Annotated in this window: 23 protein-coding genes; 5 read left to right on the top strand and 18 right to left on the bottom strand. The window is 59.0% G+C overall.

Features of this window, described 5'->3' with window-relative positions; genetic code table 11:
- Window position 1 precedes the first annotated feature (1 nt).
- Window positions 2–2041, top strand: coding sequence for a glycosyltransferase family 39 protein (locus tag HB393_RS23560; protein ID WP_218624058.1), 2040 nt, complete (start codon window positions 2–4; stop codon window positions 2039–2041).
- A 508-nt stretch (window positions 2042–2549) separates the two neighbouring features.
- Here HB393_RS23560 and HB393_RS23565 read toward each other — a convergent pair.
- The 4 genes from HB393_RS23565 to HB393_RS23580 all read right to left on the bottom strand — a co-directional run bounded on the left by HB393_RS23565 (window position 2550) and on the right by HB393_RS23580 (window position 4847).
- Entirely contained in the window at window positions 2550–3800 is a 1251-nt protein-coding gene (locus HB393_RS23565; RefSeq protein ID WP_213807670.1) for a glycosyltransferase, read from the bottom strand.
- An 83-nt stretch (window positions 3801–3883) separates the two neighbouring features.
- Window positions 3884–4309 carry a helix-turn-helix transcriptional regulator gene (locus tag HB393_RS23570; protein WP_213807671.1) on the bottom strand — a complete coding sequence of 142 codons (426 nt, stop codon included), beginning with the start codon at window positions 4307–4309 and terminating at the stop codon, window positions 3884–3886.
- Window positions 4310–4315: 6 nt separating this feature from the next.
- On the bottom strand, window positions 4316–4549 hold the full coding sequence (locus HB393_RS23575; protein WP_213807672.1) for a hypothetical protein: 234 nt from the start codon (window positions 4547–4549) through the stop codon (window positions 4316–4318).
- Window positions 4533–4847, bottom strand: a complete 315-nt coding sequence (locus HB393_RS23580; RefSeq protein WP_213807673.1) for a BrnT family toxin — start codon at window positions 4845–4847, stop codon at window positions 4533–4535. Before HB393_RS23580 ends, HB393_RS23575 begins: the two co-directional genes overlap by 17 nt.
- A 93-nt stretch (window positions 4848–4940) precedes the next feature.
- On the opposite strand from HB393_RS23580, the gene HB393_RS23585 reads away from it, so the two are divergent.
- Entirely contained in the window at window positions 4941–6092 is a 1152-nt protein-coding gene (locus HB393_RS23585) for an SDR family NAD(P)-dependent oxidoreductase (RefSeq protein WP_213807674.1), read from the top strand.
- A gap of 24 nt (window positions 6093–6116) precedes the next feature.
- On the opposite strand, the gene HB393_RS23590 is transcribed toward HB393_RS23585, so the two are convergent.
- From HB393_RS23590 to dnaK, 9 genes are all read right to left on the bottom strand, one after another.
- Window positions 6117–6875 (bottom strand): outer membrane lipoprotein-sorting protein, encoded by a 759-nt coding sequence (locus HB393_RS23590; protein ID WP_213807675.1) that lies wholly within the window; start codon window positions 6873–6875, stop codon window positions 6117–6119.
- 127 nt (window positions 6876–7002) lie between these two features.
- Complete coding sequence (locus HB393_RS23595; protein WP_213807676.1) at window positions 7003–8247, bottom strand: J domain-containing protein; 1245 nt, start codon at window positions 8245–8247, stop codon at window positions 7003–7005.
- A gap of 148 nt (window positions 8248–8395) precedes the next feature.
- On the bottom strand, window positions 8396–8707 hold the full coding sequence (locus HB393_RS23600) for a HigA family addiction module antitoxin (protein WP_213807677.1): 312 nt from the start codon (window positions 8705–8707) through the stop codon (window positions 8396–8398).
- Between the two features lie 10 nt (window positions 8708–8717).
- Complete coding sequence (locus HB393_RS23605; protein WP_213807678.1) at window positions 8718–8978, bottom strand: type II toxin-antitoxin system RelE/ParE family toxin; 261 nt, start codon at window positions 8976–8978, stop codon at window positions 8718–8720.
- A 127-nt stretch (window positions 8979–9105) separates the two neighbouring features.
- Window positions 9106–9276, bottom strand: a complete 171-nt coding sequence (locus HB393_RS23610; RefSeq protein WP_213807679.1) for a hypothetical protein — start codon at window positions 9274–9276, stop codon at window positions 9106–9108.
- A 229-nt stretch (window positions 9277–9505) separates the two neighbouring features.
- The gene (locus HB393_RS23615; protein ID WP_213807680.1) at window positions 9506–10399 is read right to left on the bottom strand and encodes a DNA-formamidopyrimidine glycosylase family protein; all 894 of its coding nucleotides are present in this window, start codon (window positions 10397–10399) and stop codon (window positions 9506–9508) included.
- On the bottom strand, window positions 10392–11012 hold the full coding sequence (locus tag HB393_RS23620; RefSeq protein ID WP_213807681.1) for a hypothetical protein: 621 nt from the start codon (window positions 11010–11012) through the stop codon (window positions 10392–10394). Before HB393_RS23620 ends, HB393_RS23615 begins: the two co-directional genes overlap by 8 nt.
- Window positions 11013–11018: 6 nt before the next feature.
- Window positions 11019–11192 (bottom strand): hypothetical protein, encoded by a 174-nt coding sequence (locus tag HB393_RS23625; protein WP_213807714.1) that lies wholly within the window; start codon window positions 11190–11192, stop codon window positions 11019–11021.
- Between the two features lie 133 nt (window positions 11193–11325).
- Entirely contained in the window at window positions 11326–13245 is a 1920-nt protein-coding gene (gene dnaK, locus HB393_RS23630; protein WP_213807682.1) for a molecular chaperone DnaK, read from the bottom strand.
- Window positions 13246–13467: 222 nt separating this feature from the next.
- Between dnaK and HB393_RS23635 the strand changes: the two genes are divergently transcribed.
- The 3 genes from HB393_RS23635 to HB393_RS23645 all read left to right on the top strand — a co-directional run bounded on the left by HB393_RS23635 (window position 13468) and on the right by HB393_RS23645 (window position 16467).
- Window positions 13468–14310 carry a hypothetical protein gene (locus HB393_RS23635; protein WP_213807683.1) on the top strand — a complete coding sequence of 281 codons (843 nt, stop codon included), beginning with the start codon at window positions 13468–13470 and terminating at the stop codon, window positions 14308–14310.
- A gap of 129 nt (window positions 14311–14439) precedes the next feature.
- Window positions 14440–14745, top strand: coding sequence for a hypothetical protein (locus HB393_RS23640; RefSeq protein WP_213807684.1), 306 nt, complete (start codon window positions 14440–14442; stop codon window positions 14743–14745).
- Between the two features lie 132 nt (window positions 14746–14877).
- Window positions 14878–16467, top strand: a complete 1590-nt coding sequence (locus HB393_RS23645; RefSeq protein WP_213807685.1) for a DHA2 family efflux MFS transporter permease subunit — start codon at window positions 14878–14880, stop codon at window positions 16465–16467.
- 267 nt (window positions 16468–16734) lie between these two features.
- Here HB393_RS23645 and HB393_RS23650 read toward each other — a convergent pair whose 3' ends face one another.
- The 5 genes from HB393_RS23650 to HB393_RS23670 all read right to left on the bottom strand — a co-directional run bounded on the left by HB393_RS23650 (window position 16735) and on the right by HB393_RS23670 (window position 20637).
- Window positions 16735–17250 carry a hypothetical protein gene (locus HB393_RS23650; RefSeq protein WP_213807686.1) on the bottom strand — a complete coding sequence of 172 codons (516 nt, stop codon included), beginning with the start codon at window positions 17248–17250 and terminating at the stop codon, window positions 16735–16737.
- A 2-nt stretch (window positions 17251–17252) separates the two neighbouring features.
- Window positions 17253–17687 carry a hypothetical protein gene (locus HB393_RS23655; RefSeq protein ID WP_213807687.1) on the bottom strand — a complete coding sequence of 145 codons (435 nt, stop codon included), beginning with the start codon at window positions 17685–17687 and terminating at the stop codon, window positions 17253–17255.
- Complete coding sequence (gene fliB / locus HB393_RS23660; protein ID WP_213807688.1) at window positions 17659–18549, bottom strand: flagellin lysine-N-methylase; 891 nt, start codon at window positions 18547–18549, stop codon at window positions 17659–17661. The genes HB393_RS23655 and fliB overlap by 29 nt, the downstream gene beginning before the upstream one ends.
- A 150-nt stretch (window positions 18550–18699) precedes the next feature.
- Complete coding sequence (locus HB393_RS23665; RefSeq protein WP_213807689.1) at window positions 18700–19545, bottom strand: class I SAM-dependent methyltransferase; 846 nt, start codon at window positions 19543–19545, stop codon at window positions 18700–18702.
- Window positions 19546–19623: 78 nt separating this feature from the next.
- Window positions 19624–20637: a zinc-binding dehydrogenase gene (locus HB393_RS23670; protein ID WP_213807690.1), complete on the bottom strand. Its 1014-nt coding sequence runs from the start codon at window positions 20635–20637 to the stop codon at window positions 19624–19626.
- Between the last annotated feature and the right edge of the window lie 97 nt (window positions 20638–20734).

Below are 20734 nucleotides of genomic sequence, written 5' to 3' on the forward strand. Positions count from 1 at the left end.
CTTGCACGAAGTTACAGCTAAAATCGCACCGATCCCTACAGGAACCCAGGAACGAGCCGCAAGCAGACACTGCTGGAAGCTACGCTCCATCGCCATCCTCGTCTTCGCTTGGCTCCTCCTCCAGTTCGGCGGCATCTTCAGCCCCGGCCTCCTGGATGACGTCGACTCCATCTACATTGAGATCGCGCGCGAGATGCTTCACCGCCACGACTTCGTCACCCCATACATCAACGGCATCCGCTTCTTCGACAAGCCCCCTCTGATGTACTGGATGGCCGCAGGCTCCATGCACCTCTTCGGAGAGACGGACTGGGCTGCCCGCATCCCCCTCATCCTCTCCGTCCTGGCCCTCCTCCTCGCCGTATACGCCTTGGGCATCCGCCTCTTCCGCGAGATCTCCCCCGTACAAAGCCCCGACCGCGGAGGCCTCTACGCCGCACTCATCGTCGCCACCAGCATCGGCCCCTACCTCTTCACCCGCTTCTACATCCCCGATATCCTCCTCTGCCTCTGGATGACCCTCGGCGTCCACCTCACCCTCATAGCCTTGGACCGCATCCACCAAAATTCAATCCCACTCAAGACTCCCCGCAGCGCCAGTCGCTTCCCCCGCTCTTATCAGCCTCTATCCTCTTCATCCCCGTTACGCCCTGCAGCCTCAGCCCTCCTCCCCTGCCTCGCCTTTGCCGCAGTCCTGGCCCTCAACGTCCTCACCAAAGGGCTCATCGGCCTGGTCTTCCCCATCGCCTTCGTCTTTCTCTATCTGGCCTTCACCAAACAACTCCACCTCCTGCCGAAGCTCCACCTCCTCCCCAGCACAGCCGTCTTCCTCGCTATCGCCGCCCCCTGGCACATCCTCGCCGCACTGCGTACCCCTGCAATCTCACTCCCCGCAGGGCTCGGCCTCCCCGCAACCGGCGGCTGGACGTGGTTCTATCTCTACAACGAACACATCGCCCGCTTCCTCGCCAAACGCATCCCCCACGACTACGGCCAGGTCCCCATCCCTCTCTTCTGGCTCATGCTCCTCGTCTGGGTCATGCCCTGGTCCACCTTCATCCCCGGAGCGCTCACCCGCCACATCCGCGCGCTCCGCAACCGCGCCATCACCACCGCGCAGGACTACGAAGCCGCCCTCGCGCTGCTCCTCTGGACAGGCATCGTCATGGGCTTCTTCACCCTCTCCTCCCGCCAGGAGTACTACTCGCTCCCCGCCATCCCCGCTCTGGCCCTGATGGCCGGCGGCCTCCTCACCCGGGCCGAGTCCAACGGCAGCGAACCGGCAGCACAACGCAGTGCCCTCCGCTGGTCCACTTGGTTCCTCCTCCCCATTACTACCCTCATCGCCGTCGTCTGCGGTTACTTCTCCCTCACCGCTCCTCGGCTCGTCCCCGGACCCGACGGCCGCATCCCCGATCTCGCTGACCTGCTCTCCAACAATCCGAGCCTCTATAACCTCTCCCTCGGCCACCTCTACGACCTCACCGGAGACGCCATGGGACTCTTCCGTGGCCCTCTCACCGCCGTCGCCCTCAGCATGATCGCCGTTGGCCCCATCGCCCTTCTGCTTCGCCGCCGTGGCTCTGCCTTCGCCGCAAACCTCACCTTGGCCGCCGGCATGACCGTCACCCTGCTCGCCGCTCACGAGGGCCTCATCCGCTTCAACCCCATCCTCGGCTCCAAGGGCCTCGCCCTCAGCATCGACCAAGCCCAGCAGTCCACACCCACCCCACCCGGCAAACCCCAGGACCTCATCGTCCTCGACGGCGAACTCACCTCCGGCTCCACTCTCATCTTCTACACCCGCCAGCAACTCCACCTCATTGACGGCCGCGTAAACGGCCTCTGGTACGGCAGCTTCTGGCCCGACGCCCCCGCCATCTTCGAGACAGAAAACTCCCTCCACCAGCTCTGGTCCAGCCCCCGCCGCATCTTCCTCTTCACCTACAACTCCACCTCCCGCAAACACGACCTCGCCCCCTACGGCGCCGTCCGCACCCTATCCACCGCCGGCGGAAAATCCATCCTAACCAACCGCTAACTCCCCCTCGCCCGCACAAACCCGGCCAAGAACCACCTCAAAACCCAACCTGAGCCCAAAAGCGGGTGCCCCATCCTATTTGCAGTATCACCGCAAATAGGGTGGGGTATCGGGCAAAGCCCGACCGCCTTCCTTCCATAACGCACAACACCCCGGGTGCCATCCTTCGCGCCTTGTCTCGCGAAGGGTGGGAAGTAAACCATCACACAGCCGAACCCACGCCCACCCAACAACTTACAACCCCAACCCATAAAAAACCCAACAAAACACCATGTCAAGCCCCAAAACCACCCAAACCCATAAAAATCAGCAAGATCCAACTGGCACTTTAGTTACGATCAAACCAATAAAATAGAACTAGAAAAATAAACCGCCCAGCGCGGCCAGAAGCTCTTTGCCAACCCAACCACCTCGCGAACCAAGCGAAGCCGAAAGCAAACGGCAAAAAGTCCACCCCCAACCAACCTGAAATGAAGAATTTAACCCAAAAAAGGGGGGAGGGGGTGCACTAACCCCGGACCCGGGCCTTCACCATCCGCCCATCCTCCACCAGCTCATAAACCTCTCCCCGCCAAAGGATCCGGTTGCTCGTATAGCTGAGAGCCCAGAACAACATCCCCATCAGATCCCGCAACGGAAACAGAATCATCGTCGACAAGTTCCGCCGCTTTCGCACGACGAACTTGCCCACCACCCACGCCTGCAAGCTCCGCCCCAGAACACTGGCCACAAGCAAGCTCCACCCCAACCCCGGCATCCCCAGCAACAACGCCCCAACCCACGCCAGCAGCCCAAACGGAACCCCAAACGTAAGGCTCGTCCCAAAGTGTCCCTTGGGCCGCGAGAAACGTGTGCTCTTCATCCACCGCACCTGGTGCTTGATCGAGTCCACAAACCCCGCATGCAGCACCATATGGTCGATGGCATGTCCGATCATCGTGACCTTGTAGCCCTTCTTGGCGATCCAGTTCCCAAGCACAAAGTCATCCGCGCAGTACTCCGCAGTAGCTTCAAACCCGCCGATCGCAGCCACGCTCTCCCGCCGCGCCACCATCGTCGGCCCCAACGCGAACTCCATCGGCTCCAATAGGTTCGCCACGCACACTCCGGAGCTCATCTCAATCGACATCCCCACCGCTTCGAGCTGCGACCAGAGCCCATGCTCAACCGCCACACCGCGATAGAGACAAGTAGCGCATCCCACCTGGGCATCCGCGAACGGCAGCACAACATGCCGCAGATACTCTGGTCCCACCTGCACATCGCTATCGCTGATCACCCAAAGATCGTGCGTCGCCACCTTCGCTATCGTCACCAGAGAACACACCTTCGCATTCGCCGCCCAAGGCTCCCCGCTGGTGCAGAATCGCGTCGTCACCTCCGGATACTCCGCCGCCACCCGCCGCGCAATCGCCAGCCCCGCATCGTCCTCGTTGCGCGCACAAAACAACACCTCCACCCGCGAAACCCCGTTGACGACGGCAGAGTCCCCATTCGCCACCGCGTGGCGCAGATAATCCTGCTCATAAAATCCGCGCAGATTCCCCTCCAGCCCCACCTCCGCCCCATGCAGCGGCTTCAACAGACTCACCGCCGGCAGGAACGCTGGACTCTTACGCAGCTCTACCTCCTGCGCCTCTGCCTCACGACGGAACCGCGCCGCTCCCACCAACACCATTCCTAGAAAAACCGTGGAGCTCAAGAGCCCAAATCCACCCAGCGCCAGCAGCCCCCAGCCAATCCCAACGTTCCAGTGCATCCAGCCTCATCTGCGCACGCCGCGGCGCATCGCTCCAAACAAAGATCCAAAATTTTAAGGTCTAAATCCCGTCCCGACAACCTTTACTTCTTCTTCACAACCTTCGTCGCAGCCTTGATCGAAACACCAGTCTTCATCGGGAAGATCACCGGCCGCCGCAACGGCACCAAACCCGATCCTGGAGTCTGCTGCTGCATCCTCGTCAGCATCTCCGTCCGAACATAGTCGACGAACCCTTGCATCTGCCGGTTCATCTCCTCCATGCGCTCCCGCATCTGCAGCACGACCGCGATTCCGGCGATATTCACGCCCAAATCCCGCGCCAGGTTCAGAATAAACTCCAGACGCTCCAGATCCTCATCCGTATAGAGCCGAGTATTTCCTTCGCTTCGGCTCGGCCGCAGCAAACCCTCCCGCTCGTACAGACGCAGCGTCTGCGGATGAATCTCATACATCTCCGCAACCGCCGAAATCATGTAAGCACCCTTGCTCTTCCGCCTCGTAACCATACGCCCCTAACTCGCCTTCGCCGCTCGCTGCGTCTTCCCCTTCACCGCCTGCGCCCCAGCCTTGGCTAGAATCCGCAAGGCACGGTTGACCGCCTCACTGCTCGGAAATACCTCAAAGAGGTCGGGCTCAATCAATACGAGATTGGTCCCTCTCGCAAATCGCTCAGCATATGGATTTTTTACTCCGCCCGACAACTTATACTCTGCTCGCATCTCGTCTGCATCAAGCTTCTTCTTCATAATCTCGTCTCTCCCTCTTCGTCACACGCCGCGCGCTGATGAGTCTTACCCTCTCTCCCCGTTCCACCGAGGCTACGACCAATAGTCGCCCAAGGCCGGACTCTCCAACAAGCAAAAACCTCGACTCGTCATCTCCGTGATCCGGATCCGCATACACCCGCGCAGCCTCGTCTCCAAATACGCTCGCAGCTTCTTCAAAACTGACGCCGTGCTTCTGAACATTCGAAGCAGCCTTCTCCACATCCCATTCGAAAAACGTCCCACCCAGTAGATACAGTGTATTGCGTCGTCCACGCATCGTCTTTTGTGCCTCTACTTCACCAGTCTACTGTCCCTTTTCCCTGGACCGTTGTATAAGAGTAGTCTCTCGTCCGGCACCTTATTTACCACCATGAAGAAGCCCTCCGTCACCGCTCTCCACGCCGCCCAACTGGTCACAGGCATCGCTGCTGCAGCCGTCGCCTACGCCCTGATGCCTCGCACCTCGCGCCTCGGTCAGGTAGCCGTCATCACCGGAGGCTCACGCGGCCTTGGCTTGGCTCTCGCCGAGAGGTTCGGCCGTGCGGGCGCTAAGCTGGTCCTCACCGCCCGCGATCTGGAGGAGCTCACCCGCGCCCGCAGCCTCCTGCTCGAACGCCGCGCCATCAAGAATCCCGACGACGTCCTCCTCATCCCAGCCGACCTCACCGATCCCAATCAGGCCGCCAGCCTCATCCACCACGCCATCGGACACTTCGGCCACATCGACGTCCTCATCAACAACGCCGGCATCATGGAGGTCGGACCCGTCGAAAACCAGCCGCTCGCTGCCTATCGCCGCGCCATGGCCACCAACTTCTTCGCTGCCCTCTACACCACTCACGCCGCTCTCCCTCATCTGCTGGATCGTGGCGCCAAAGCCCGCACCTCCAGTTCCCTCCACCCATCCATCGTCAACATCGCCTCCATCGGCGGCAAGTTCGCGATGCCCCACCTTCTGCCTTACGTCGCGAGCAAGTTCGCCCTCGTCGGCTTCTCCGAAGGCCTCCACGCCGAACTCCGCCACAAAGGCGTCCGCGTCACCACCGTCTGTCCTGGCCTCATGCGCACCGGCTCTCACGTCCAGGCCTCCTTCGTCGGAGACCAACCCAAGGAGTATCGCTGGTTCGCCCTCGCCGCCACCACTCCGGGTATCGCCACCTCCGCTCGCCACGCCGCCAATCGCATCTACAACGCAGTCGTCGACGGCCGCACCGAGATCGTCATCACCCCACAGGCCTGGCTCGCCGCCCGCCTCACCGGCCTCGCGCCCAACACCAGCCAGTACCTGGCCTCGCTGGCGAACGAGTTCATTCTGCCAAACCCGCTCAGCGAGGAGCAGTTCATCCTCGGCTTCGACCCTCGCGCCGCCAGCTCCAGCCGCAGCCGTTCTCTCGAAGCGCAACACAACCAGCAACCGACCTTAGCCTACGCCCCCGATCCCAGCCAGGCCACATTCACCTTCCGCAACGAAGACAGCGAAAACGCGTCCTGGTCCGTACCCGCCGATCAGCCGCTCATGTAGCCGTGCTCTAAGAACACCAGGCCCTCATCGCATCGCCGCCAAAGCCGCCGCCTGCTCCGGACCCTGCTTCAGCGGCCGAGCCGCCAGCACCGCATACTCCCCGTAGTCGATCGTCAGGGTCGCCTCCCCGCCGATTCGTACATGACTGGTCGACACATTTCTCTGCGGAACCCATACCTCGCCTCGCCGCATATACCGCGAATCGAAGTTCGCATGATTGATCCACCACGAAGGATTCTTCGCCGGCTCGCCCACCACCCGCATCATCGCGTAGTCATCCTGGCTCACCCAAACCCGTCCCCGGTAGGTGAACTTGTTATCCACCTTCGGAACCACCTTCAACACCCAGGTGCGGATGCCGTCCAGCGTCTCCTCGCCCTCTAGTTCAGCCGTGTAGTTCTCGGCAGAGAGGCTCATCTGCGTCCGATTCGTCTTCGCAGTTGCCTCCTCCTCGCTCTCCACCAGCTTGTGCAGGATCTTCTGGCACAGAAACTTCGACCCGGTCTCACTCAGCACCGTCATCTTCTTCCGCTCAGGAGCCGTGTACTCCACACGGATCCGCATCTCTGCCTCGTGGTGCCCGCCCGTTCCCTTGTAGTCCACCCGGTAGGTGCGCTCTGTCTCGTAGGACTCCAACGCGACCAGCCGCTCCTGGTTCTTCTCAAGCATCCGCGTCACAATCTCATTCGCGGTCGGGCCCTGCGCGGCCGCCCCCGTCGCGCCCATCACCATCCCGACCAGACCTACGCCTGCCATCCGCCCAAACCGATGAAGTCGTATCATCTTGCCCTCCTAACACCATTCCACTACGCTGCACCATTTCCTGTGCAAACGCCCTATGGCTAAGAGAAGATTTGTTGGTAAATCACAACAACCAGCGCGAGACCACCACGAAGACGTCACTCACACCTTACACCTCCGCCATCATCTCCGTCCTGGGATCCTCTGGATTCAGCTTCGCCAACTCCCTTAGAATCTCCTTGCTCCGCTCATCCTGCACCTTAGGCACCACGATCTTGACTTCCACGATCTGGTCGCCCCGGGCTCCCTCCCTTGCGGCGTTCGCGACGCCCTTCTCCCGCAGCCGCAGCTTCTGCCCCGTCTGCGTCGCTGGCGGAATCTTCAACTGCGTCCTGCCGCCGCCCTCATGCGTGTCGATCGTAGGAACGTCGATCTTTGCTCCCAGCGCAGCCTCGGATACCGTGACCGGGACAGTGACATGAATATCGTCCCCGACCCGCCGGAACACCGGATGCGTCCCCGCCTTGATGATCAGAAACAGGTCTCCCGGAGCACCGCCGCCAGTTCCGGCATTTCCCTTGCCTGCCAGGCGAATCCTCTGTCCGTCTCTCGTCCCCGCCTTGATGCGGAACTCCAGCTGCTCCTTGCGCGTCACCACGCCTTCGCCATCACAGGTCGCGCACACGTTCTGCACCTTGCCCGAACCTCCGCATCGCGGGCATTGGATATTGAACTTCATCCGCCCACCCATCTGCGTCACCTGCCCTGAACCATGGCACTCCGGGCACTCCATGCTGCCGCCCGTGACTGATTTCCCTTTGCAGGTCGGACAAACCTCCTGCCGCTGGATCTCCAACCGCGTCACCCCGCCACGCACCGCCGTCCAGAAGTCCACGCTGACCTGATACTCCAGGTCCGTTCCGGGCTCCGGCCCGTGCGAAGCCTTGTTTCCGCCATTGAACATGCCGCTGAAGATGTCACGGAAGCTTCCCCCAAAACCGCCGCCACTCTGCTCCTGCTGCGCACGTCCACCTCCGCCCTGGAAGCCTGAAAAATCGAAGCCGCCAAAGTCGAATGGAACCTCCTGCGCTCCCCGCCCTGCACGCGATTGCCCACCGCCGGCAAACCCACTGCCGCCGTACCCTCCGCGCGCCGCAGCCTCCGCCGCAGCCGGATCGATATTGTCAGAGTAAAAACCAAGCTGGTCGAAGATCTTGCGCTTCTTCTCGTCGCTCAGGACATCGTTCGCCTCGGAGATCTCCTTGAACTTCTCTTCCGCCTTCTTGTCGTTCGGGTTCACATCGGGGTGATACTTCCGCGCCAGCTTCCGAAACGCCTTGCGAATCTCATCCTGCGTGGCCGTCTTCTTCACGCCCAGCGTGCCGTAATAGTCCTTCGTCTGTGTCGTCGCCATAATCTTTACTCGCCCTTCACTTCCTCAAACTGCGCCACTTGGGAGTGAGCTTGAAAGCTCCCTTCTTTGCCTCTCGCATCAGCGCAGGGCTTTGGCCCTGCGGAAAACGGTCGAACTCCTTGCAGCGTCCATTGCTCTTTTAGTGCTCTTACGCAACTCTGCGTTGTACTTCCTTCTCAATCTTCGGCAGCAGTTCGCTCTCGCCAATGGCGAGTTCATAGGCCGCCTGCATATGAATCCAGAAGTCCGGTGTCGTTCCAAAGTATCGGCTCAGGCGCAACGCAGTATCCGTCGTAATGCCGCGCCGTTGGTTCACGATCTCCGCGATCCGCGTCGCCGGAACCCGCAAAGCCAGTGCCAGCGCATTCACAGAGAGTCCCAGAGGCTTCAGAAAATCCTCCCGCAGAAACTCCCCCGGATGGATCGCAACCAACCGCACCATCTTTTTCTTCGCTGCCATCGTCCATCTCCTAGCGATAGTCCACAATCTCTACATCGGCAGCATCTTTGCCGTTCCACTGGAAACAGAGCCAGTATTGGCCCTTGATACAGATGCTGTATTGTCCTTTGCGGTCGCCCTTCAAGGGCAGCTCCGTGAGATCAGCCAGGGCCTTCGCGAACTCAATCGCCGCCAGCCGGCGGGCCGCTACCCGGGCAATTGGACCGAGCTTCCTGCTCTTACCCGTCGCATAGACCTTCTCGGTCTCCGCATCTTTGAAGTTCAGGATCACATCGCCAGCGTACCACGCCGCCCGTTATACGGGAAACGTGGAATGGCGCCGACAGCGGGGTCATCCCCAGAGCTATCGGCGCCATTTCACTTCACTCGACTTATTCAGTCTCTATAAAAAATAGAAATCAATTCCAGACGCGACTCGCGTCGATCGCTTCAATCGAGATCATTTGATCAGGCTCCATCTGCTGCATACGCTGCATGAACTGCTCCGCTTCGGCCTTCGTATCGAAGATCATCCGGTTGTAAAGCTGACCGGCCCGAACCTGATCGCATCTCCAAATCGTCTCTGTCATCGCCCTTTGCTCCCATTCAATGAATTGAGTTCCAGGTTACTTTCAGCACGCTTGTGATCCAACAGCCGGTTCACTTGCCCTAACCAAGAGATACAGCATCCTTGTTATTCGCATGCAATGGAACTATTCCTGCTCTGTCCCTTATTGGATTCACTCTCTCCTACTTTGGACGCAACCCGCGTCCAGAAAGCACTAGTGTATGAATCCATCCTATGAACTTACAGCAACTTTAGCCTGTTCGTCCGTCCTTCTGACAACACGGGCACCAATATAGGTTCCTGCCCGCCATCTCTTCTTTCATGATCTTCGTACCGCAAACAAAGCACTCCCGGCCCTGCCTGCGATACACGTAATGCGCCTCTTCCTTCAACACTTTACCCTTGCTAGGCCGGTCTTTCGGCAGCGTCGTTATGATCCGCCGATCGACCATTCCCGCCTTCATTAAGGGCAACGCGTCCTTCCAGATCGCCTTCAGCTTCGCTTCTGAAACATCCTTTCCAACAACGAAAGGATTCAACCTTGCACGAAACAACAACTCAGCCCGATAGATATTCCCGATGCCAGCCGCAATCGACTGATCCATCCATAGAGCCCCTATCGGCTTCCTGCTCTTTTTTATTCTCTCGATCGCCTTCTCCGGCCCATCCCCGTTCAGCGGATCCGGTCCGAGGCGCTCCAGCAGCTTCTCCCACTTGTCCTGCGTATAGATCGCACAATCCATGGGCCCTCGCAGCTCGACCCAAGCCACCTGCTCCGGCGCGATATGCCCTGTCCCATCGTCCTCCGAGTACCAGCTATGCTTCTTACTCTCCCCAGGAACAGCGGGCTTCTTCACCGCCGCCGCATTCCACATTCGCAGCCGTAGAGCACCTTTCACCGGCGGCAACGGCCCTGATCCCTCTTTGAAGTCCCCCTGCAGACCCAGGTGCACATGCAGAATTCGATCCGTCCCGAAGTCATATCCCAAGTGCTTCCCGACCGCCATCACTCGAACCAGCTTGCGGCCATCGATGACATCCGAGTCCACAAACCGCCCTTGCGGTCCATCCACTCGAACCGGCCTTCCAGCAAACGCCGCCGCATGTCGCTCCGCCCACCGATGGATCTCGTTTCCTTCAGGCATTCGTCTTATCCCTCGTCGCCGTCACCGTCGTCTCGCTCCGGCGGCGAACCCTGCGCGGCCGTCCTCCGGCCTCCAGCTCATACCGGTAGTGCTCGATAATTCGCTCCGGAGTCCACAGCGCCCAGTGGTTCCCCTTCTGCTTCTCCATCTTCTTGAGTTGAATCTCGTCCATCTGACGCATCATTCGCTGTAGATAGTTGTAGTGATCCGAATAAGAGCTATGCTCGCTCTCGATCAGCTCTTGCATATCCACATAAACCGGCTGAGCCCACTCATAGAACGTATGCCACACGTCATACAGCTCAAGGTGGCCCTTCTTTACTAGTAACGAGAGATGCTCATAAAAATCCAGCACCTCGAAGACGCTCACCGGCGGATCATCCAGACTCCAGGCCCTCAGTCCCGACTCGTCCAACCGCGCCTCCGCCAGCCGACGCCGTGCGCCAACGAACGCCTCCGAGAGAAAGAAACTCAACTGCTTCTCCAGGTTTGCTACCGACCGGTAATCCCGCTCATGCCGCAGCTGGAGCCCCGCGTAGCTGATGGCGCCGACACTCGACATCACCAGCCCCGCGTTCGCAATCGCCTCTACTGCTACCCAATTAATCATCATGGAGACTCAGTTCCAGACATGCTGAATCGGCATCGCCTCAATCTTCAACATCATGTCCGGAGCAGCATCCATCAGCCGCCGCGCAAAGTCCCGCGCCTGCTCCTCACTCCGGAACACCTTCTGCTCGTGCAACTCTCCACCGAACCACTGCTCGCACTTCCATACCGTCATGCCAGTCATAGACACCCTGCCTTCTGAGCCTCAGCCCTATACAACAAGGGCGCCCCAAGCCAAGCCGGAACGCCCTTCTCAACACTGCGTACTTCATCCGCGTTCTCTGCACGGCGCAACCGTACAGAGAAACGGCCGTGCCTTACTTCTCGACGTCTACGTACTCCGCATCGATCACGCCTTCGTCCTTCTTGCCTTCAGCGTGCTCATCCGCGGTTCCTGTTGCGGCAGCCGCGCCATCGGTAGGCGCAGAGGCCGAAGCCGCCTTGTACATCGCCTCCGCAAGCTTATGGCTTACCGCCGTCAGCTTGTCCTTCGCCGCGTTCAGCTCTGCTGCGTTGGGAGTACCGCTCAGCGTCGTCTTGGCCTCAGCCAGCGCCGCCTCGACGTCTGTCTTATCCGACTCGGCAACCTTATCGCCCGAGTCCTTCAACATCTTCTCGACGTTATAGACCATCGAATCCAGCCCGTTGCGTGCTTCAACCGCGTCGCGCTGCTCCTTGTCCTCGGCCGCGTGGGCTTCGGCATCCTTCGCCATCCGCTCCACCTCTTCTTTACTTAGACCCGAAGAACTCGTAATGGTAATCTTCTGGTCCTTGCCGGTCGCGTTGTCCTTCGCCGTCACGTTCAAAATGCCGTTGGCGTCGATGTCGAACGTCACCTCGATCTGCGGCACGCCACGCGGAGCAGTCGGAATCCCGCTCAGCTTGAACTTGCCCAGCGTCCGGTTCTGCGCTGCCATCGGACGCTCGCCCTGCAGAACGTGTACTTCAACCTCGGTCTGGTTATCCGCCGCCGTAGAGAACGTCTCCGTCTTCTTCGTCGGAATCGTCGTATTACGGTTGATCATCGCCGTCGCCACGCCGCCCATGGTCTCAATCGACAACGTCAGCGGAGTCACATCGAGCAGCAACAGATCCTTCACCTCGCCCGCCAGGACGCCAGCCTGAACCGCCGCACCGATCGCGACGACCTCATCCGGATTCACGCCCCTGTTCGGCTCCTTGCCGAAGAGCTCCTTCACCATCTGCTGAATCTTGGGCATACGCGTCTGACCGCCGACCAATACGACCTCATCGACCTTCGAAGCATCGATGCCGGCATCCTTCATCGCCTGCTTCGACGGCCCAATCGACCGCTGCAACAGGTCATCGACCAGCGACTCCAGCTTCGCCCGCGTCAAGTTGCGCACCAGGTGCTTCGGTCCGCTCGCATCGGCAGTAATAAAGGGCAGGTTGATCTCCGACTCCTGCGCCGTGGACAGCTCGATCTTGGCCTTCTCCGCCGCGTCCTTCAGACGTTGCAGCGCCATCTCGTTGCCCTTGGAGTGCAGATCCAGTCCGGTCTCGCTCTTGAACTCCGAGATCAGCCACTCCACGATCCGCTGGTCGAGGTTATCGCCGCCCAGGTGCGTATCGCCGTTGGTGGACTTCACCTCGATAACGCCTTCGCCAACCTCAAGAATCGAGATATCGAACGTACCGCCGCCGAAGTCATACACGGCAATGGTCTCGTCCTTCTTCTTGTCGAGCCCGTATGCCAGCGCTGCCGCCGTCGGCTCGTTCACGATGCGCTTGACGTCGAGTCCAGCGATCTTGCCGGCGTCTTTCGTCGCCTGCCGCTGCGCGTCGTTGAAGTAAGCCGGAACCGTGATCACAGCCTCCGTCACCGACTGGCCCAGATAATCCTCGGCAGCCTTCTTCAACTTCTGCAAAATCATCGCCGAGATCTCGGGTGGCGTGTACTCCTTGCCCTGCGCCGAAATCACGATGTTGTCGCCCTTCGCGACGACCTTGTACGGCACCATCTTCATCTCGTCGCCAACTTCACTCAGACGGCGTCCCATAAACCGCTTCACCGAGAAGATCGTGTTCTCGGGGTTCGTAATCGCCTGGCGCTTGGCCACCTGGCCCACCAGCCGTTCGCCGCTCTTGGTGAACGCCACGATCGAAGGGGTAGTACGGCCACCCTCTTCATTCGGAATCACCTTCGCTTCGCCACCTTCCATTACGGCCACGCAGGAGTTCGTCGTTCCCAAATCGATCCCAATAATTTTTCCCATATACAGTTCCCCATTTCAGGCCGCAGCCCGTATTCATATCTACTGCATGTTACTAAACCTGCGACAGTCTCATTCTCACACTTGAGTCACTTACTGTCAACTAATATGATGCAGAAAACACTTACAGGATTCCACTTCTCCGAAAATTGACGAAAGAGCCCCTTGACCGGCATAACTCTAGCCTTTACCGTCAGTTAACTCCAAAAAAACGGGACTCCTCCGATGCGCTTTACCCGAATCCACGTCCTGCAATCTCTGCTCGTGCTCTCTTCCATGCCTTTCACAGGTTGCGGCAGCAATCCCGTCTCTGCTCCGCCCGCCTCAGTCTCACCAAATATCACCGGCAACTGGCAGATTGGAACGCAGAACACCTCTTCCGTCCCCACGAAAACTGTCTTCAATCTCGTCGGCGCCCTCTCTATGCAGGGCTCCCAGGCCTCGGCGGTCTTTCGCGCTCCTTCGTCGATCTTCAGTAGTGTCTCCTGTTCCTCGATGCAAGATATCGGTATCCCGTTCGCCGGATCCATAGACGCCTCGAACCTCCTCACCCTCACCTCCGCACCCTTCTCCGGCAGCACTGCCACCTTGCAACTCCAACTCCCACTGACTCGTAGCCAAGCCTCGGGAAGTATCCAGATCACAGGCGACTCCTGCCCCCTTGCCTCCACCCCGGTGCTCGGGAGGTTCATCCCCTCAGTCACAGGTACCTATACCGGCACGCTCGCCCCATTCCCCGGGCAGGCAACCACCACTACGGGCGGTACGGCCACGATAACTCTGACGCAAGCGTCCGCAAACGCCGACGGACAGTTTCCCGTCACCGCATCCCTCTCCTTCACTTCTCCCACTTGCACCCTCCCAGCCACCCCCCTTACCGGCGCCGTCAGTGGAGCCGAACTCTCGCTCAACTCTGCTCCACCTACTCCTACCGACTCTCCTTCCATCAGATTCAACGCCGGAGCATTCTTTGCAGGAGCCACTCTGTCTGGTAGTTCACTAAACATCCTCTCCGACACTCCCGGATGCCTTTCTGGCAACTTTCTAGGCGTACTCATGAGCCAATAACGAAGGCCTCCTACAACTTCAGGCGGCTCCACTCCCACCATCGCAGCATTGTTACCCCGAACCACAGAAGTTAACCTTCTCTCAAGGTCAGTCGTCTGCATCTCGACCCGCTGCCCTGGAGCCCACCGCATGTCCTTCCCTAAATCCGGACGTATCCAACGCCGCCTCCTTCAGATAGCCGCACTCAGCCTCACTGGCTTGATGTCAGGCCTCATCACCGGCTGCTCCTCCGACTCGGTCTCCGCCCTCAGCCTCCTTCTGCCCAACCACCACAACTCCGAGTGGCAGGCCTACTCCACCGCCAACGCCACGGCCGACTCTCCCGATCGCCTCGCCACCCACGCCGACTACACCACCTCCCGCCGCTACCTCGAGACCACCCCCGCCCATCTTCGTCTCCGCAACACCCAGCATCTGATCGTCCGCCACCCGTAACACCCATATCTTCAGCAAATCTTCACCCGAACGCCATAAAGCATCCCCACGCTCCCGATTCACCTCTTATAGTGGATAGCGCCTCATAAACGCCTGTCTTGCATCCCACCTGAGAGTTGAGCTCGACCCAGTATGGCTGCCGCCGCCCAGACAGCGCCACCAGACCAGTCCGCCCAGGTCGCCCGGGGAATCAATCCCTGGCTCATCGCTGCTGCTGTCATGCTCGCCACCTTCATGGAGGTGCTCGACACTGCCATCGCCTCCGTGGCTCTGCCCTACATCGCCGGCTCCCTCTCCGCCTCCACCGACGAGGCCACCTGGGTCCTCACCAGTTACCTCGTAGCCAACGCCATCGTCCTCCCCGCCAGCAATTGGTGCTCCCTCAAGTTCGGACGCAAGCGCTTCCTCATGTCCTGCGTCCTCATCTTCACCGTCAGCTCCTTCCTCTGCGGAGCCGCCCCCACCCTCGGCTTCATGCTCATCGCCCGCGTCATCCAGGGAGCCGGCGGCGGAGCCCTCCAACCCCTCTCCCAGGCCATCCTCCTCGAGTCCTTCCCGCCCGCCAAACGCGGCGCCGCCATGGCCGTCTTCGCCTTCGGAGTCGTCGTCGCCCCCGTCCTCGGCCCCACCCTCGGCGGCTGGCTCACCGACACCTACTCCTGGCGCTACGCCTTCTACATCAACATCCCCATCGGCATCCTCGCCCTCTTCATGATCAACCGCTTCATCATTGATCCTCCCTACATCAAAGAAGCCAAGGTCGCCGCCTTCGACCGCTTCGGCTTCGCCGCCCTCGTCATCTGGACCGGCTGCCTCCAGATCATCCTCGACAAGGGCCAGGAGGACGACTGGTTCGGAGCCCTCTGGATCCGCTGGGCCTTCTTCGCCCTCATCACCAGCTTTGTCTTCTTCGTCTGGCACTCCTGGAGCCACAAGGACACCCTCGTCAACCTCAAGGTCCTCAAAGACCGCAACTTCGCCATCGGCTCCGCGCTCATCTTCATGTTCGGAATCGGCATCTACTCCACCGTCACCGTCCTGCCCCTCTTCTATCAGGAGTTGCTCGGCTACACCGCCTTCACCGCCGGCATCGTCGTAGCTCCCCGCGGTCTCGGAGCCATCTGCGGAATGCCCATCATCGGCTTCCTCTCCAACAAGGTAGACCCGCGCCTCCTCCTCACCTTCGGCTTCCTCACCTTCGGCCTCACCACCCTCTACTTCGGCAACATCACCCTCGACGTCTCCCCCACCACCCTCCTCATCCCCATCCTCATCACCGGCTTCGGCCTCTCCTTCGTCTTCGTGCCCATCAGCACCGCCGCCTACGGCACCTTGGACAACAAACAGATCGGCAACGCCTCCGGCCTCTTCAACCTCATGCGCAACATCGGCGGTAGCATCGGCATCTCTATCGCCTCCACCCTGCTCACCCGCCGAGCCGCCGTCCACCAGAACGAAATCCTGAACTCCGTCCCCATCACCAGCCAGCAGTTCCAAAACTCCCTCGGCAACCTCCGCCAGACCCTCACCGGCTTCTTCGGCCCCGCCAACACCCTGGCCCCCGCCCAAACCCGCCTCTACGGCGAACTAGGCCGCCAAGCCTCCAACTGGGCCTTCGTAGACGTCTTCCGTTGGCTCTCTCTCCTGTGCTTCTTCTGCGTAGGCATCGTCTGGCTCCTAAGAAAAGTAAAGCCCGGCAAACCACCCGCCGGAGCCCACTAACTCATACCGACAGATAAAACCCAGCACAAACACCCGACAAATTGCCACCCAGAGCCTCCCCCAACCTCAACGCCTCAACGACAGTACCCACACAAACAACGACAGTACCTCACACAAATTTGTCATCCTGAGCGAAGTAACTCGCAGCTTCATCGCGAGTTACGCAGTCGAAGGACCTGTGGTTGCAGTTGCTTTTGTCGTTGTTGTTGCAGTTGTCCTTGCTATTGCAGTACACAACAAAAGGATCTACGCACAACACCACTACCACTAAGCACTACGAGCACCAGCCTCAAGAAGCCTAACCGCCACCACCATATGCGCCTCAGCCATACGTTCATCCCGTCTCATACGGTAAGCGAAAGCAATGCAACGATGGCCATCAACATTCTCAGGATCTCTATCTAAATTCGCATTCAGATACCCAATCGCCTCCATCAACATTCCCTGAACCTCCACCTCCGCAGAAACTCCTCCCTCCCGCAAACTCACAGCACGATCGAGCGTAAACCTGCCCAGGTTATACAGCGTAGGTGGATAACTAGAATCGACCGCATGAGCACGCCTCAACGCAACAAACGCCTCATCCATCCGTCCAGCCGCCCGATACTGAACGCCCAGATCATTCCAGATCAGCGGATTGCGCGGACTTCGAGCGGCCAGCTTCTCCAGGACCTCACTAGCCTCCAAATGCCTTCCCGCAGCGGCCAGCCTCTCCGCATCTCTCCTCATTGCCAGCTTGACGCTGGTCGTAGATAGCTGAGTGCCGCGTGCAGTCGCCAGCAAGCTTAACTCCTCAGCAGGACAGCCATGCCCTGCAAGCTATCCAGTTCGCGGCTCCGGATAGATACATCGATCGACTTAAGAACATCCGGATAGTGCTCCACCGTCCGAACGACCGACTGGATCGTCTGCACGACATGCTCTCCAGCAAAGGCCTCTTTGCAGTAACCAGCAACTCCAACGAGCAAGCCGTTAATCCAAGCGAACCGCGTCGCCATCCGAATATATTCATCGAAGATGCTTCGAGAGATTAAGTTCGTCCCACCCTCGCGTCCATAGGGAAAGAGATTCTGAAACATATAGTTCACCAGGTAGTTCTCCAGAACAAACGGAAGCCTCTCGAAGAGAGGACGATGGTACTCCTCCTCCGCCCGCAGAAAACGTTCGAGGTCATCTCCCGTCCCCGAACCATCAGAACCGCTGATCCCTTCCACGAACATCCAAAAAAGTATCCTGAAAACGCCTGCCACAGCCCTCTCGAATACGCGCATCCGTTAGCTCGAAGATCACCTCCAGCCTCAATCGCGGATCGCGAGGCAGACACTCCACCTCAGGCTCCACGCCTCGCCCCTCAAGAATCTCCCGGTACTCTCGAAGAATCGCAGGAACGATCTCTTCGCCCTCCGCAAGCACGCTCTCATGCAGCCGCTTGCAAAGAGAGCCGATCAACAACAGTCGCTGCCCCATGGGACGCGACCGGTCCCTGACCATCTTCATCAGCAGCGTCCGAATCGCAAAAAAATAACCATGCGGCTTACAAAAAGAATCACTCGAACCACTGGCCAATTGAAAGAAGTTATCCGTACGGAAAGCACCCGAAAAGAGATCTCCTTTAATCTGCATGAAATCTGGATCCAGCAACACATTCCGCGCAGCCTCAGGACAAGACAGACTCAGCGACCCTTCAAGCGCCCCCGCAACAAAACTAAAAGAGCGCGGATAGATCGAACAAGTCGCCGATAAGAGCTGCTCGCCATACTCCCTCTGCACACCGCAAAGACGATCGGCCCCAAAAAAGGGACAAAACCCGGACGTCCCTCGATAGATCTGCGCATAGAGTGCATCGGGCTGACCAGGAGCATTCACAAATACAAACTCCGACACACCCGCCCCAAGCCTCTCTGCTGGAAACTGCTGATACTTCGCATAGGTCCTGCTATCGAGAGGAATATCCCAATCCCCACAACAAGTATCCTCACAACTCGATCCAATACATCGAAACGCCGCGGCATAAGTCGGCCGCTCAGAATAAGGCGGCACGCAGGCCACACCATCCAGCTTGATACCTTCAGAGCTCTTCATCGTTCTCGGCAACAGTCCTGTATCTAAATCCCTGCTACCAGAACAGACGGACGACCAACCCATCCGCTCGAAACTTTCAAGAAGATAGATTAATTTGCAAAGCCAGTCCCACCAGCCCCAGTACAAGCAGCGCAGCGATAACCCCAGCGCTTAGCGCCGAGCGCAAACCATCCTGCTGCTCCGACCTGAAAGGCTCAACCGATCCGCACGATTCGCGAAATAGCGAGCGTTCATCTCCGCCCAGCTTAAATCCTCGACAACCTGGAAAGCCGTCAACTCAGCCATCATCTCCACCGGAGTAAAGAAGAGTTGAAACGGCTCGCCAATACTCTGCACACGCGCAGCGAGCCGGTCACGCGACGCCACCTCTTCCAGCGGCAAAGCATGACGAGGCAAAGCATAGTCCATGATCACGCCGCTCCCTCCAGGAAACCCGGCGATGAAATCGAGAGTAGCGCGAAACGCCGGATGCGTCAGATACAGCACCACGCCAAGCCACGCGAAGACCGTAGGAGCCGCGCAGTCCAGGCCACCGCTCTGCAACTGGCTCGCAAGACTCTGACACTCGAAATCCACCGGCACATAACGCAAGTTAGCTGGCTCCGCCAATCCACCCTTTTCCAACAACTCCCGCTTCCACTCCTGCGTAGCGGGATGATCCACCTCAAACACCTGAAGACTCGGATACGGATTACGATGGGCAAACGTATCCAGCCCCGCGCCAAGCAAGACATACTGCCGGATACCCCGGCTCACAGCCTCAGCCAGCTTGTCCTCGGCATACCGGTTGCGCCCAACAACCCAAGCCCGCATCCCCAGCGAGAAACTCTCACCCATAGATGCTTCAGCCTCCTCCAGCGCAAGCCGATACGTCTCACCCAAAATCGGAACAGCGATCGGATCGTTGAAGACCAGCGGAGGCGAGTCATAGAGCTGGTGCGACGCTCTACGGATGGCGACACCAAGAGCAGTTCCAGACGGTCGTGCGGCTTCCAACGTACTCTCCATCGCAACGATCTAGTGCCATGATCCGGCGCCTACCACTCTATCCCAGACCCGCACTCTCGCACTATTTCAACGCACAAAGCTAGTCCCGACATCCAGGAGAACCGTCCCCTGAATCTCACGATCTTCAAGCAGACGATGCGCCTCCACCCCTTGGCTCAACGGTAGAGTTCGGGCAATGGAAGGCCGCAACCTCCCCTCCAGAGTAGCTTTCACCAGAAACTCCAATCCTTCCCGAATCAACTCAGGCCTCTCAAGAAACACTGGCAGATACAGTCCCGTCATCGTCTGAGACCGCTGCATCAATCGCCGTGGAGCAAACGGCTCCCCAGGTCCCCGTGTCGAGCCAAAGAGAATGTAGCGGCCAAACGTCGCGAGACACTCAAAGTTCTGCTCGAAGATCTCACCTCCCACCGACTCGAGAAGCACATCCACCCCACGGCCGCCCGTCTTCTCGAGAACAATCTTCGGCCAATCCTTCTGCGTGTAGTCAATTGCCTCATCCGCTCCCAGGCTGCGGATAAAGTCCAACTTGCTACTCGTACTCGCTGTCCCCAAAACCACACCTGCACCAAGAATCTTCGCGATCTGAATCGCCAAACTTCCGACCCCACCTGACGCTCCCTGAATCAAAACCGATTCGCCCGGCTTAATCTGCGTCGAAGCAGTCAGCAGCAAATAAGCAGTGAGCCCCTGGTTAGGCAACGCAGCGAGAAGATCCGCATCTGCAGACTCAGGAATCTCCACACACAAATCCGTCTCTGCGGCTACCAACTCAGCATAGCCGCCGCCCTCGGGCGTATACGCCACAACCCTCTTGCCAACCCAGGAGCGATCTTCCTCCGAACCGACCTCAACGACCTTACCCACAACCTGCAGCCCCGGGATATGAGGCAAATCGATACCACCGACATGAGTCTCCGCACGGTTATAGGTTCCTTGGCGCTCTCGGATATCGACGTAGTTGACGCTCGTACGCTCCACCTCGATCAGTAGCTGCTTACTCTTAACCTCAGGATCCGGCCTATCTCCAAACTCAAGTACATCTCGTACCCCGAACTTTTGAAAGAATATCGCCTTCATTGCAGGTCTCCCTCTGGGAACGAATTGATTGTTGGTTACTCCTCCGAGTTCACTTCTCTCCTTCTGATGCGGTAATCAATTTTTATGATGCATATAC

It is taken from the genome of Granulicella sp. dw_53 (assembly GCF_018449545.1).
Lineage (GTDB): Bacteria > Acidobacteriota > Terriglobia > Terriglobales > Acidobacteriaceae > Edaphobacter.

What these genes read in the sequence shown, in the direction of transcription:
- HB393_RS23595 (WP_213807676.1), bottom strand. Translation starts at nt 8,247, where the DNA reads ATGGCGACGACACAGACGAAGGACTATTACGGCACGCTGGGCGTGAAG.
- HB393_RS23610 (WP_213807679.1), bottom strand. Translation starts at nt 9,276, where the DNA reads ATGACAGAGACGATTTGGAGATGCGATCAGGTTCGGGCCGGTCAGCTT.
- HB393_RS23620 (WP_213807681.1), bottom strand. Translation starts at nt 11,012, where the DNA reads ATGATGATTAATTGGGTAGCAGTAGAGGCGATTGCGAACGCGGGGCTG.
- HB393_RS23565 (WP_213807670.1), bottom strand. Translation starts at nt 3,800, where the DNA reads ATGCACTGGAACGTTGGGATTGGCTGGGGGCTGCTGGCGCTGGGTGGA.
- HB393_RS23575 (WP_213807672.1), bottom strand. Translation starts at nt 4,549, where the DNA reads ATGAAGAAGAAGCTTGATGCAGACGAGATGCGAGCAGAGTATAAGTTG.
- HB393_RS23625 (WP_213807714.1), bottom strand. Translation starts at nt 11,192, where the DNA reads ATGACTGGCATGACGGTATGGAAGTGCGAGCAGTGGTTCGGTGGAGAG.
- dnaK (WP_213807682.1), bottom strand. Translation starts at nt 13,245, where the DNA reads ATGGGAAAAATTATTGGGATCGATTTGGGAACGACGAACTCCTGCGTG.
- HB393_RS23645 (WP_213807685.1), top strand. Translation starts at nt 14,878, where the DNA reads ATGGCTGCCGCCGCCCAGACAGCGCCACCAGACCAGTCCGCCCAGGTC.
- HB393_RS23615 (WP_213807680.1), bottom strand. Translation starts at nt 10,399, where the DNA reads ATGCCTGAAGGAAACGAGATCCATCGGTGGGCGGAGCGACATGCGGCG.
- HB393_RS23640 (WP_213807684.1), top strand. Translation starts at nt 14,440, where the DNA reads ATGTCCTTCCCTAAATCCGGACGTATCCAACGCCGCCTCCTTCAGATA.
- HB393_RS23590 (WP_213807675.1), bottom strand. Translation starts at nt 6,875, where the DNA reads ATGATACGACTTCATCGGTTTGGGCGGATGGCAGGCGTAGGTCTGGTC.
- fliB (WP_213807688.1), bottom strand. Translation starts at nt 18,549, where the DNA reads ATGAAGAGCTCTGAAGGTATCAAGCTGGATGGTGTGGCCTGCGTGCCG.
- HB393_RS23585 (WP_213807674.1), top strand. Translation starts at nt 4,941, where the DNA reads ATGAAGAAGCCCTCCGTCACCGCTCTCCACGCCGCCCAACTGGTCACA.
- HB393_RS23635 (WP_213807683.1), top strand. Translation starts at nt 13,468, where the DNA reads ATGCGCTTTACCCGAATCCACGTCCTGCAATCTCTGCTCGTGCTCTCT.
- HB393_RS23600 (WP_213807677.1), bottom strand. Translation starts at nt 8,707, where the DNA reads ATGGCAGCGAAGAAAAAGATGGTGCGGTTGGTTGCGATCCATCCGGGG.
- HB393_RS23570 (WP_213807671.1), bottom strand. Translation starts at nt 4,309, where the DNA reads ATGGTTACGAGGCGGAAGAGCAAGGGTGCTTACATGATTTCGGCGGTT.
- HB393_RS23670 (WP_213807690.1), bottom strand. Translation starts at nt 20,637, where the DNA reads ATGAAGGCGATATTCTTTCAAAAGTTCGGGGTACGAGATGTACTTGAG.
- HB393_RS23655 (WP_213807687.1), bottom strand. Translation starts at nt 17,687, where the DNA reads ATGTTCGTGGAAGGGATCAGCGGTTCTGATGGTTCGGGGACGGGAGAT.
- HB393_RS23580 (WP_213807673.1), bottom strand. Translation starts at nt 4,847, where the DNA reads ATGCGTGGACGACGCAATACACTGTATCTACTGGGTGGGACGTTTTTC.